Source organism: Arenibacter aquaticus (genome assembly GCF_003957295.1).
GTDB classification, from domain to species: domain Bacteria; phylum Bacteroidota; class Bacteroidia; order Flavobacteriales; family Flavobacteriaceae; genus Arenibacter; species Arenibacter aquaticus.
On sequence record NZ_RQPJ01000015.1, the window covers coordinates 18,125 to 30,635 of the forward strand.

The 12,511-nt window shown below is 39.5% G+C and carries 13 protein-coding genes; 4 read left to right on the plus strand and 9 right to left on the minus strand.

Translation table 11 applies throughout. The annotated features are described in order from the left end of the window. Nucleotides 1-42: 42 nt before the first annotated feature. The 9 genes from EHW67_RS15045 to EHW67_RS15085 form a co-directional block, all read right to left on the minus strand. Complete coding sequence (locus EHW67_RS15045) at nucleotides 43-933, minus strand: tyrosine-type recombinase/integrase (RefSeq protein ID WP_126163213.1); 891 nt, start codon at nucleotides 931-933, stop codon at nucleotides 43-45. A gap of 103 nt (nucleotides 934-1,036) precedes the next feature. Beyond that, a complete protein-coding gene (gene rpsU, locus EHW67_RS15050; RefSeq protein WP_126163214.1) occupies nucleotides 1,037-1,231 on the minus strand; it encodes a 30S ribosomal protein S21 in 195 nt (64 codons plus the stop codon). Between the two features lie 68 nt (nucleotides 1,232-1,299). Next, nucleotides 1,300-2,439 (minus strand): acyl-CoA dehydrogenase family protein, encoded by a 1,140-nt coding sequence (locus EHW67_RS15055; protein WP_126163297.1) that lies wholly within the window; start codon nucleotides 2,437-2,439, stop codon nucleotides 1,300-1,302. A 36-nt stretch (nucleotides 2,440-2,475) separates the two neighbouring features. Continuing rightward, nucleotides 2,476-3,399 (minus strand): ComEA family DNA-binding protein, encoded by a 924-nt coding sequence (locus EHW67_RS15060; RefSeq protein ID WP_126163215.1) that lies wholly within the window; start codon nucleotides 3,397-3,399, stop codon nucleotides 2,476-2,478. 357 nt (nucleotides 3,400-3,756) lie between these two features. Next, the gene (locus EHW67_RS15065) at nucleotides 3,757-5,823 is read right to left on the minus strand and encodes an amino acid carrier protein (protein ID WP_126163216.1); all 2,067 of its coding nucleotides are present in this window, start codon (nucleotides 5,821-5,823) and stop codon (nucleotides 3,757-3,759) included. A gap of 99 nt (nucleotides 5,824-5,922) precedes the next feature. Then, nucleotides 5,923-6,930 (minus strand): potassium channel family protein, encoded by a 1,008-nt coding sequence (locus tag EHW67_RS15070; RefSeq protein ID WP_126163217.1) that lies wholly within the window; start codon nucleotides 6,928-6,930, stop codon nucleotides 5,923-5,925. Between the two features lie 2 nt (nucleotides 6,931-6,932). Beyond that, on the minus strand, nucleotides 6,933-7,160 hold the full coding sequence (locus tag EHW67_RS20800) for a PspC domain-containing protein (protein ID WP_126163218.1): 228 nt from the start codon (nucleotides 7,158-7,160) through the stop codon (nucleotides 6,933-6,935). 9 nt (nucleotides 7,161-7,169) lie between these two features. After that, nucleotides 7,170-8,453, minus strand: coding sequence for a DUF2851 family protein (locus tag EHW67_RS15080; RefSeq protein WP_126163219.1), 1,284 nt, complete (start codon nucleotides 8,451-8,453; stop codon nucleotides 7,170-7,172). Nucleotides 8,454-8,555: 102 nt separating this feature from the next. Beyond that, nucleotides 8,556-8,867: a rhodanese-like domain-containing protein gene (locus EHW67_RS15085; RefSeq protein WP_126163220.1), complete on the minus strand. Its 312-nt coding sequence runs from the start codon at nucleotides 8,865-8,867 to the stop codon at nucleotides 8,556-8,558. Nucleotides 8,868-9,075: 208 nt separating this feature from the next. Between EHW67_RS15085 and EHW67_RS15090 the strand changes: the two genes are divergently transcribed. From EHW67_RS15090 to EHW67_RS15105, 4 genes are all read left to right on the plus strand, one after another. Continuing rightward, complete coding sequence (locus EHW67_RS15090) at nucleotides 9,076-9,522, plus strand: MarR family winged helix-turn-helix transcriptional regulator (protein WP_126163221.1); 447 nt, start codon at nucleotides 9,076-9,078, stop codon at nucleotides 9,520-9,522. Between the two features lie 37 nt (nucleotides 9,523-9,559). Continuing rightward, on the plus strand, nucleotides 9,560-10,192 hold the full coding sequence (locus tag EHW67_RS15095) for an NAD(P)H-dependent oxidoreductase (RefSeq protein WP_126163222.1): 633 nt from the start codon (nucleotides 9,560-9,562) through the stop codon (nucleotides 10,190-10,192). A 44-nt stretch (nucleotides 10,193-10,236) separates the two neighbouring features. Next, entirely contained in the window at nucleotides 10,237-10,815 is a 579-nt protein-coding gene (locus EHW67_RS15100) for a YceI family protein (protein WP_126163223.1), read from the plus strand. Between the two features lie 277 nt (nucleotides 10,816-11,092). After that, nucleotides 11,093-12,490 (plus strand): anthranilate synthase component I family protein, encoded by a 1,398-nt coding sequence (locus EHW67_RS15105; RefSeq protein ID WP_126163224.1) that lies wholly within the window; start codon nucleotides 11,093-11,095, stop codon nucleotides 12,488-12,490. Nucleotides 12,491-12,511 lie beyond the last annotated feature (21 nt).

Sequence of the window (12,511 nt, forward strand, 5' to 3'; positions counted from 1 at the left end):
TGAAGTTTTAAAAATTAAACAATAGAAAAGCATCCCATAGCACTACTTCTTATTTCTCGGATGAGCCAAGAGATGTGCCCTCTTTAATTCCGCAATACTGTTATGGGTATAAACTTGTGTTGATGCCAAACTGGAATGTCCCAGCAACTCCTTTACAGAGTCAAGGTCAGCCCCCATATTCAACAAATGTGTCGCAAAGGTATGTCTTAAAATATGCGGACTCTTTTTTACCTTGGCCGACACCAAACTAAAATACTTATTTATAATTCTATAAACAAGCATTTCGTACATTTTATTGCCTTTGGAAGAAAGAAAAATATAAGGCTCCCCTGCCACCCCATTCAATGCGTTGCGTTCAACGAAATAACCCTCCAAGAGCTGTTTGATCCCCTCCAATAGCGGTATCACCCTCTCTTTATTCCGTTTACCCAACACCTTGATGGTCATAGATCCATAATCCAGATCACCAAGCTTCAAGTTTATCAATTCGGCCCTTCTCATACCGGTGACGTACAACAACTCAATAATCAACCTATCCCGCACCCCTTCAAAACCATCAGGGTACGGTATCTGTGAAAGCACCTCCCCCATTTCCACTTCAGAAAACGGAACCTCTATTTTCTTTGAGACTTTAAGAGCCCTATGCTTGGCAAGTGGACTAACTTCCAACACACCCAACCTTAAAAGAAATTTATAATACGCTTTTAGCGATGCCACCTTCCGATTTACAGACCTATTGGACAGACCAGAATCCACCAAGGAAACAATCCAGCTTCTAATCACAGTATAGGACACCCCGTCCAAATCACCCTCCTTAAACTCTTTATCACAAAACACCTTAAATTCCATTAAATCCTTTTCGTAGGCCCGGACAGTATGCGGAGAATAGTTTTTCTCCAAGGAGAGATAGGAAACAAAAGATTCTATAGCCATAAACCAAAGTTACAAAAGTTAAGCTCCACACTTGATTTAAGAGCATAAAAAAAGTCCCACTTTAAAAGCGGGACTTTTGTATTCCATATAACTACAATCAGGCCTAGATTTCTTCTTTATCTCTTAAACCTTGAATGTACTGAGCCTTTTGAATTTTAGCTCTGTGCTCAACAGATGGTTTTGTAAACTGCTGACGTTTTCTCAACTGTCGCATTGTACCTGTCTTGTCGAACTTTCGCTTGAAACGCTTTAAAGCTCTATCGATGTTTTCTCCTTCTTTTATTGGTATTATTAACATGGGCAATAACCTCCTCTCTTTTGTGATTAAGGGTGCAAATATAAATTTTTAAAATTAAATACGAACAATTATTTTAAAATATTTCTGGAGATAACCACTTTTTGAATTTCGGTAGTCCCCTCTCCAATGGTACACAACTTGGAATCCCTGTAAAATTTCTCTACCGGAAAGTCTTTGGTATATCCATATCCACCGTGGATCTGCACCGCTTCATTGGCCACTTTTACAGAAACTTCCGAAGCATACATTTTTGCCATGGCCCCCATTTGGGTGACGCTACGTCCTTCATTTTTAAGAAAAGCAGCTTTGTGCAACAGCAATTCAGAAGCCTCTATTTCTGTAACCATATCGGCAAGTTTAAAGGATATCCCCTGAAACTGACTTATTGGTTTACCAAACTGCACCCTTTCCTTTGAATATTTCAAGGCTGCCTCATAGGCTCCTTTTGCAATTCCCAAGGACAGGGCTCCAATAGAGATCCTTCCGCCATCCAAAACTTTCATAGACTGCACAAATCCCTCGCCTACTTCACCCAGCCTATTGGCATCTGGAATCCTGCAATTATCAAACACCATCTCCGCTGTTTCACTGGCCCTCATACCTAATTTGTTCTCCTTTTTACCGCTACCAAAACCAGCTGTACCCCGCTCTACTACAAAAGCCGTCATTCCCCGACTATCGCCTTTCTCTCCTGTACGGGCTATAACCACCGCAATATCACCACTTTTTCCATGGGTAATAAAATTCTTTGCACCGTTCAAAACCCAGTACCCCTCTTCTTTAACCGCAGTAGTACTCATTCCTGCTGCGTCAGAACCGGTGTTGTGCTCCGTTAAACCCCAGGCACCTATCCATTGGGCAGTAGCCAGTTTAGGGATCCATTTTTTCTTCTGCTCCTCATTTCCAAAGGCAAGGATATGATTGGTACACAATGAGTTATGCGCCGCAACCGACAACCCAATAGAAGGGTCTACCTTTGAAATCTCCTCTATTATGGCAATATATTCATGGTAACCCAAACCGGAACCTCCTAGCTCCTCTGGAACCAAAACCCCCATAAAACCCATTTCCCCGGCTTTTTTGAAGACCTCAACAGGAAAGGTTTGAGATTCATCCCACTCCATTACAAAGGGCCTAATATACTGTTCGGCAAACTCTTTGGCAGAGGCGGCCACCATTTTTTGAGTTTCGGAATAATCAAAACTCATTGTAGTAGGGGTATCAATAACCATTCTTAGCAATTTTTATAATTGCAAATATAACTGAATTATATCTAATTTGTCCGAAGGGAAATCTTCAATATTCACCAATTCATCAAAAGAGTCAATAGCACCTACCTGCTGCCTGTAAGCTACTATCTTAGCCGCAACGGAATACTTAAAGTAAACCAGCTTGGCTATATCATGTACAGATGAGCTGTTTATATTAATTTTTGAAATAGGCGGAGGGTTCAAAACCCTATACCTTTTCAAGACCCGATCTACCACCTCTAAATCCAAACCGTATACATGACTCAGCTGCCTTTCATCTATAAAGCCTCCCAAGCGATCCCTAAATTTCACAATGCGTTGGGACAATTTATCCCCAATACCTCTAATATCCTTTAACTCTTGGGCCGTTGCCTTATTTAAATCTTTTATCTTAATGGAACTTAAAGCCCTGTGACTTTCGTATGTCCTAATAGGATAAGGCGTGTCTACCACTTCACTTTTGTCCGTTGCCGTTAAATCGGTCTTAGTTCTGTCAGTGGCCCAATCAGGAAACTTGAAGTATGGGGCCAATTTATCCAATAAGGAATCGGAGATACGGGTAACCAATTGAAACTCCTTTTCTGAATTAACAAATTTATTATTGGCCCTAAAATTGTGAAGCCGATCTATTTCCCCTGGAGACATCCCCAAGGTATAACCCTTATAATCTGAAATAAAATTTGGATTAAATGGAAAAATTACCATGGAGTCCCTTTTTGAATTCCGCTCCTTGAGCTCTTCCATTTTCATCTGATAATCAACATCCTCTGTGAATATTTGCGGAGTATTGTCTGTAGGGTAGGCATACCCCACAAAATAAAGTATCTGAAAAACAACAATCAACAATAGCAGAAAAAAAATCCCACTCCGCTCCTGTTTATTGAACTTAAGAAAGGATTTTGGCGCTCTATTGTTCACATTTTAATCCTTTAGACCAGTTAAATTACTCCTATATCCTAGAAAAGCAGCTTGTCCCCATAAAGGCAACAAGGTTAAGGCCCCATAAAAAAAAAGGCCGATCGTATAACTATAACAGCTACCCGTACCAAAAGAACAATCCGCATTGCCTCAAACCCATGACACAACACCCATTACTTACTAGGCTTTCTAAATATACTAAAAAAATGGAATAATTGAGACAGCGGCATTTAGGCATTAGGACCGGAAACAAATACGAAAAACAAGATAACTGGCCCCTCGTTATAAAAGAAAAAATCCCATCCTGCTCTAAAATTTGGAGTAGGATGGGATCTACATTTATCTTTATATGAACGGTTACCCTTTCTCTTTACTATTGAATAAGAGTTTGGACTTAAGTTTTTTCAAATAATCATCCAAATCACCTTTCACCTCGCCCGACATTAAGTACAGGCCTATAATATTAGGGAAGGACATGGCCAAGATCATCATATCTGAAAAATCCAATACGGCTCCCAAACTCACAGATGCACCTACGACCACAAAAACCAAGAATAACATTTTATATACAAATTCTACTTTTTTACTTTTCCCAAAAAGATAGGTCCAAGCCCTCATCCCGTAATAAGACCATGAAATCATGGTAGAAAAAGCAAAAAGGAACACTGCCAACGCCAACACATAGGGGAACCATGAAAGTACACTCCCGAAGGCATCGGACGTTAATTGGGCACCTGCCATCCCCTCTACTTCATGCATTCCGGTAAAGATGAGTACCAAGGCAGTCAGGGTACAAACAACCACTGTATCTATAAAGGGCTCCAAAAGGGCCACAAAACCTTCGGAGGGCGGATGATTGGTCTTGGCGGTACTGTGGGCAATTGCCGCCGATCCTACGCCGGCCTCGTTGGAGAATGCCGCCCGCTGAAAACCAACAATCAACACCCCTACAACACCTCCTTTTAAGGCACTAGGACTAAAGGCCCCTTCTACTATGGCCGCAAACGCAGGTCCTATGTTTTCTATATTGATAATGATTACGGTCAAGGCGGCAAGAATATAAATAGAAGCCATTACAGGTACTACCCTACCGGTAACATTGGCAATACTATTGATACCTCCAATAATAACCACACCTACAAGCACAGCTGTTATCACCCCAAACCAAAATCCATTTCCCTGTAAGGCCGGAAATTGTCCAGAAAGTTGCTCAAAGGATTGATTGGCCTGAAACATATTTCCCCCTCCAAAGGAAGCCCCAACTGCCAATATAGCAAATAGGCCGGCCAACACTTTTCCAAAACCTTTTAAATTTCTTTTTTCCAAGCCATATCGAAGGTAGTTCATAGGCCCTCCAAACACCCTTCCATCAGGAAGTATATTTCTATATTTAACCCCCAGGGTACATTCCACAAATTTAGAAGACATTCCCAACAATCCGCAAACAATCATCCAAAAGGTTGCTCCAGCTCCCCCTAGGGACACAGCTACCCCAACACCTGCAATATTTCCTAGACCTACCGTTCCGGAAACAGCTGTTGCCAAAGCCTGAAAATGCGTTACCTGTCCAGGGGCATCAGGATCATCATATTTTCCTCTTGCCAGATCAATGGAGTGCCTAAATCCACGTAAATTGATAAAGCCCATCCTAAGGGTAAAGAAAACAGCCCCTACAACCAACCATATTACAATAAAAGGTATGGCTTTTTGCTGTGGATCCCCATTGGGGTGGGCAATTACAACCGGCTCATCATATTTAATCTGAGCAAGTATATGCGCCCCTTGTTCAATAACGTGCTCGGGGTTTTCCCAATTATATATTACCCCACCTTCTTTTACCAAATACCTTAACTCACCATTGACAGGGGCCAAAATAGTTTCCGTATCCCCGTTATTTTTGGAAATTACGGCAATCTCTTCTCCTTTTTTTACCTTTTGCCCTTCCGGCCTTAACCATTCCTTTAAGGTAAATTTATCCTGCACATCTGGGGACCATCCGGGTATTTCCACCCGTTTTACATCAGCATATATAACAGGATCATATACCCCAATTGCGGCAAATGGGTCCCAAAACAAAACAGACCCCAAGGCACTTACTGCTGGGGTCATAATTCCGTTGAAAAATTCTGTGATGGCCTCGGCGGGCACTTTGTATTCCTTAGTAACACTTAATCCTTTAGAATCTGTAATAGTTACCGTATAAGGGGAGCCTTCCACCAATCCCGTAGATTGACTGGAGGTCAATGGAGTACTTTGATTACTCCATTTATAATGATACGGTGGAGTACCTCCGTCTACCTCAACCCTTATTACCCCATCATTAATTCTGTTGGAAGGATTTAAAACGGTTTCCTTAACAACAAGTTCTTGGGAAAAGACAGTAAAAGAAAGTAGCAAAAAAATGGAAGAGAAAATATTCTTCATAGAATTAAAAATGTTTATGTTTTTTGTTGGTTCGACATAAAATATCGGGCAAGATCATAAAAATATTCTATGGAATCAAATATTATTGTTGAAAGATACTCAAACAATATGGAACATTTCATTTAATTTTTTAATCTGTTCCGGCCTTCCAAGTACAATAACCTTACCCTGTGGCTGCAGTTTTAAATCCGCTTCGGGATTAATAATATAATTCCCATCAGGTTCAATATATCCTATTATGGTACAGCCGGTTTTTCTTCTTAGGTCTAGATCACGAAGGGAGTGATTATCTATATTGGTCATAAAATTCTCTATGGTAACCTCTTCCAAATTAGTGGTGTGTTCCCCTTCTGTAGAGAGTTTGTCCATAAAGGTTATCAAGTCTGGCATTACCACTAATGACGCCATATGGTCGCCACCAATCTTATCGGGCATAATCACCTTATTAGCACCGGCAAGTTTCAGTTTTTTCTGTGAAGCCACCTGCGAAGCTCTACTTATTATGAACAGACTTTTATTTAATTGTCTGGCCGATAGGACCACAAAAAGATTGGCAGCATCGTCCGGCAAAGCGGCTATTAGGTATTTTGCGTTTTCAATACCAGCTTGGGCCAGCACCTCGTCCTCATTGGCGTCCCCTTCTACAAAAAGGATATCATCATCATATTTCTCTATGACCTCCTTATCCCTTTCCACCACTACAAAAGGCCTTTTATAAGCCGTTAACCTTTGGGCCGCCTGATTTCCATTGCGCCCAAATCCACAAATAATAATATGATTATTTAAACTCCTTATTTTATTTTTCACCTTTTTTTTCTTTAGAAGTTGAAGAGAATTTCTACTAAGAACATATTCTGTAATCACTGAGATGGCAAACGCAAAAATAAATACACTGGTAATAATTAGGAGTACGGTAAAAACTTTCGCCGGTGGATCCAGTGGCCGTACTTCAGAAAAACCTACAGTTGTAACCGTAATGATGGTCATGTAAAACGCATCCACCCAAGAATAATCGGACAAGAACCTATAACCAAACACCCCAAACATCATAACCAACGCCAACATGGCTATTGCCAAATATATTCTGGATCTAGAAAGTTTAGCCATATTTAAAGATCAAAAACAGAGGTCCTTTTAGTGTAAAGCAAATCCTTAATCCTTAACCAAAAGGCCATAAATAGGTAAAGGGCAAACCCAAACCCTAAGGTAACAAAGGTGAGATATATAAAAGTAGTCCTAACTACCCGAGTCCTAATCCCTAGCCGTTCTGCTATACGTCTACATACCTCAAACCCTCTTTTTTGGAAATAGTACAATAGCTTATAAAAAATATTCATGCTTTAAAATTAGGATTTTCTATTTAATAATTGATGGCCCACAGCACAATGTAGGCATTTATTTTGAGTACAATATTCATTATACAACTGCAACACAGCCTGCCCTTGCATGGCCGATGGCAATTGCAACCCAAGCTCCCTAAATTTTGAAATAATATTATTCCTTTCAGTAGGGACTCCTTCCACAATACGCAGAAGCTCTTCTGAAATGTCATTACCTATATATTTTGCGTAGCACAATTTGATAGGCAAAATTGTATTTAGAACCAATAAATGCACAAACTTTTTGGACAGCTTACTAGCTTGCTTCCTTGAGATTTTACCAAATGTAAAGTGGTTGTCCCAATATGGGCTTGCAGCAACATTAAACAGATCATATAATTCCGTCAGGCTACTGGCCCCAACCGCCTTACTAAACAGATTTTGGTGGCCAGAATAAAGGTTTGCCAATTGAGAAAGCCTTATGGTAGGAAAGTTGGAAGGCCTAAGTTTAAAAAATTCCACCTTGTGCACCTTGCTCCCAGAAATATTGAATTTGGACCTTAGAAAGTTATACTCCCTTTTTAGACTATGATGATAATGGTCACCCACAATTTCGTCGGACAAAAAACCGGCCAAACCAAACAGCACACTTTCCATTTGTAAGGTATTGGCCTGTATCTTTCTAATCATAGAAAAGTCCAGTGCACAGGCAATTTCAAAAAAAGACTCTCCATTAATTTTAAGTCCAAAGTTTTTGCACAGCACAATAAAGAAAACTTGTTCCCAATCATTATTGGAGTCCTTCAACAGTTTTTGAACCAAGCAGGATTTTTGTTCCAAGCGCTCAAAATACAGACGTTCTAACCATTTTTTGACAATAATATCATCTACTCTTGATATAGACTGTCCACAATTAATAAAAACCCCATCCTTCCGATGGAATAATTTTTGGTATTCCTCTAAAACCGATTGGGAAATATACTTTTTAAGAACCAAGGTTGGAATGCTGCTATTATCACTCCTAAATACGTCCAGATCATCGTCCCAAACAACATGCAAGATAACATTGTTGTAGTTGGGATCCCGTTCATGATGGTGGGCATACCAGTCAGAAGACCTAAGATGCATTTCTACCGTACCGGCCCAAAGCTGTCCATTTATTCGTATTCTGGCATTAAAAAAATCGGGACCGGATAAAAGGTTATGCGTTCCTACATCCAAGACTTGAATAGATTCATTCTTGGAGGAACGCAATTCCTCCAATTGCAACTTTTTGTACTTCCAGATAAAATGCAACAGGTCTTCCCGCATAGCCCAATGTAAAGAAAATAAATTACATCAAAAAGACTACACCGAAAATACACTACCCAGCACAGCCCCTTCTTATAACAGTAAAGGGGAACCAAAAAAAGCCTATTCTACGATGTCCCCTGTCCAATTCATAAAGCCACCTTCCAAATTATAGGCATTTTCAAAACCTAGTTTATTCATAATGGCACATGCCTGTCCACTTCGTTGACCGGATCTACAATAAACGTAGTAGTTTTTGGACTTATCCAACTTTTCCAACTCATCAACAAATTCTTGCCCTAAATAGATATCTATATTGGTTGCTCCGGGAATATACCCCTCTTCTACTTCTTCAGGAGTCCTTACATCCAATATAAAGGTATTCTCATCACTTTCCAATTGTGAACTCCACTCCTCTTGTGTTAAATCTGCCATTTGTTTATTTATTTATTTTTCAAAATTAGTGTTTTTACAAAAAAACATCACCCTTCCATTTAATTTATAACACTCAAACCAGGCTTTGTAAACCCCGACACCGCCACGTTTGCCTATCATTTAAAGTTTTTAACAAAATATTATCAGCCATAAATATTGAAAACTTGAAATTGTCTACTACATTTGTATCTACAACAATTGTACGGACATGAATGTAGAGGAGCGAATAAAAACAGATAAGAAACTACCCATAAAAAGCAGGACCTTAATACACTTAAGTTTAGTGGAGGCCATGATAAACGAAGTATTCACCCATCAGCTTAAGCCGTTTGGGATATCGTTACAACAATTTAACGTTCTTAGAATACTTAGGGGACAAAAAGGGAAACCGGCCAATCTCTCCACTTTAAACGAAAGAATGGTGACCAAAATGAGCAATACCACCAGATTGGTAGACAAATTAATTCAGAAGGAATATGTAGATAGGGTTATCTGCAAAAGCAATAGAAGAAAAGTGGAAATAAGCATTACCCCTAAGGGCGAGGAGGCCTTAAACAATATTGACAAGGTAATGGCAGAGGCCGAGGAGCAGTTGCTTAGAGATTTCACCAACAACGATCTGGAAAAATTGAACGCTTTATTGGATAAATTTTAGCATACATTAAAAAATGAATACACATTAAATTAATAATATGAACTCATATATAGAAAATCTAAACTGGCGTTATGCCACCAAAAAATTTGACAACTACAAAAAAGTACCCGAAAAAGACCTGGATATATTGCTGGAAGCAACTAGCCTAAGCGCTTCATCATACGGCTTACAGCCCTATGAAATTTTGGTTGTGGAAGACAAAGAACTAAGAAAAAAATTACAACCTGCGGCTTGGGGGCAATCCCAAATAACCGAAGCCTCCCATGTCCTTGTCTTGGCCAACCTAACAACTTTTGGTGAGGAACTAATAGACAATTACTTGCAGAACGTAAGCACAACCCGGGGTATTGCCAGTGAAGATCTGGAAGGTTATGCCGACTTTATGAAATCTAAACTACTTCCACTTTCCGAATCTGAAAAGGCCACTTGGACAGCACGGCAAACCTATATTGCCTTGGGAAATTTATTATCTGCCGCGGCAGACTTAAAAATAGATAGCTGTCCCATGGAAGGGTTCAACAGCACGGAATTCAATGAAATCCTAGGGCTTACCACAAAAGGGTTGAACGCAGCAGTCATAGTTGCCATTGGTTATAGATCCGAGGAAGATGCCTCACAACATTACCAAAAGGTAAGAAAAGCAAAAGAAAATTTAATTACTCACTTATAATTTAAATCCTAACACAAATTATTAAACATTTAAACATTAAAATTATGAAAAAAAGCGCATTGAGTTTGGTATTGGCAGTATTTACAGGTTTCTCCTCCATTGCCAGCACAACAATTGACAACGAAAAAAAGCAGGTAAAGACCTCAGAAAGTACCGTAACCTGGAAGGGATATAAGGTAACAGGATCACACTACGGTACCATAGACCTAAAAGAGGGAGCCCTAATTTTTGATGGAAATCAACTAATAGGAGGAGAATTCACTGTTGATATGGGGTCCTTGGTTTCCCACGATCTTGAAGGGAAATCCAAAGGCAAACTGGAGAATCACCTTAAATCTGACGATTTCTTTGGTGTAGCCGCCCATCCCACTTCCAAATTAGTTTTTACAAAGGTAAAAGCAAGTGGAAAAAATTCTTATGAAGTTAAGGGAGACCTTACCATTAAAGGAAAAACCAAGCCTATCAGCTTTGACATATCGGTTTACGGAAGCAAGGCTACCGCAACAATGAAGGTAGACCGTTCCTTATACGAGGTTAAATATGGCTCCGGAAGTTTTTTTGATAACCTAGGGGACAAAACCATATATGATGAATTTGATTTAGTGGTAGATCTGGTTTTCTAAAATTCTTGCCACGACTGTTTAAAACCTCACAATTGTGGGGTTTTTTATTTTTTACATAACAGGGGTTTGTAAATATCAAATTCCTTCTTATATTTGGCCTGCAATGAAAAACATGGTAAAAAATACTTGGTGGTGGAACAACTTACGAAAAACATCGTGAGCATAGCATCATTGTAGTATAACTATATAAAAGGCTTGTCATCACGACAAGCCTTTTTTTCGTTTGGCATTAAAAGTAAAACCATTGGGCACCCATTAGCAAATACAAAGAACTATTATGAAATATCAATTAGTATCACATCATAAAAAAATACTTGCAGATACCATTACACCTGTAAGTGTATACCTTAAAATAAGGGATCGTTTCCCCAACAGTATATTACTGGAAAGTAGTGACTACCATGCCAATGACAATAGTTTTTCCTATATCTGTTGCAACCCTATTGCTTCCATAAAGGTTGAGAATGAAACAGTGGTGCAACAATTCCCTGATGGCAGTACCGAAGAAATTGGTATTGACCAAGAAACGGACATTCCTGCCCTATTACATAATTTTAGTCAGAAATTTGAATCACAGGACAACAGTTTTAAGTTTATCAACAACGGTTTATTTGGCTATATGGCCTATGATGCCGTTAGGTATTTTGAAGACATAGATATCTCCAAAAAGGAAAATAGCATCGCTATACCAGATATCTATTATGCCGTGTATCAAAATATAGTGGCCATTAACCACTTTAAGAACGAGGCCTATCTTTTTGCCCATTGCTATGAGTCCGAAAACAATATCGGGGAGATTGAACAAATTTTAAATGCCAAAAATTTTGCCTCCTACAATTTTGCAAAGGATGGGACTCCCATTTCAAATCTACAGGACGAAGAGTATAAGGAACAGGTAGAGTTGGCCAAAAAACACTGCAACAGGGGAGATGTATTTCAGCTTGTATTATCAAGAAGGTTTTCCCAGAATTTTAAAGGTGATGAATTTAATGTATACCGCGCTCTAAGATCGGTTAATCCATCGCCATATTTATTCTATTTTGACTATGGCGATTTCAAAATATTTGGCAGTTCGCCGGAGGCCCAATTAATTGTGAAGGAAGGAAAGGCCGAGATTCATCCCATTGCAGGCACCTTTAAAAGGACGGGCAATGATGAGCAAGATGCAGAATTGGCAAAAAAACTAAAAATAGACGACAAGGAAAACAGTGAGCACGTGATGCTGGTAGATCTTGCAAGGAACGACCTAAGTAGAAACGGCACCATGGTAGAGGTGGAAAACTACAGGGAGGTACAGTTTTTTTCACATGTAATACATCTGGTTTCCAAGGTAAGCGGATTAAAGAAAAAGGACATCCCAACCATGAAAGTGGTTGCCGATACTTTTCCCGCAGGTACTTTAAGTGGAGCCCCAAAACATATGGCGATGCAGCTCATAGAAAAATACGAAAAAACAAGTAGGGGCTATTATGGTGGCGCCATAGGTTTTATGGATTTCAACGGAAACTTCAACCACGCCATCATGATCCGTACCTTTTTGAGCAAGAACCACCAGTTACACTATCAGGCCGGTGCCGGTTTGGTATCTGCGTCCAGTCCGGAAAACGAACTGCAAGAAACCTATAATAAACTAGGGGCCTTGACCAAAGCGCTGGAAATAGCAGAATCCATTTAAGACATTCAATATTTAGGACAA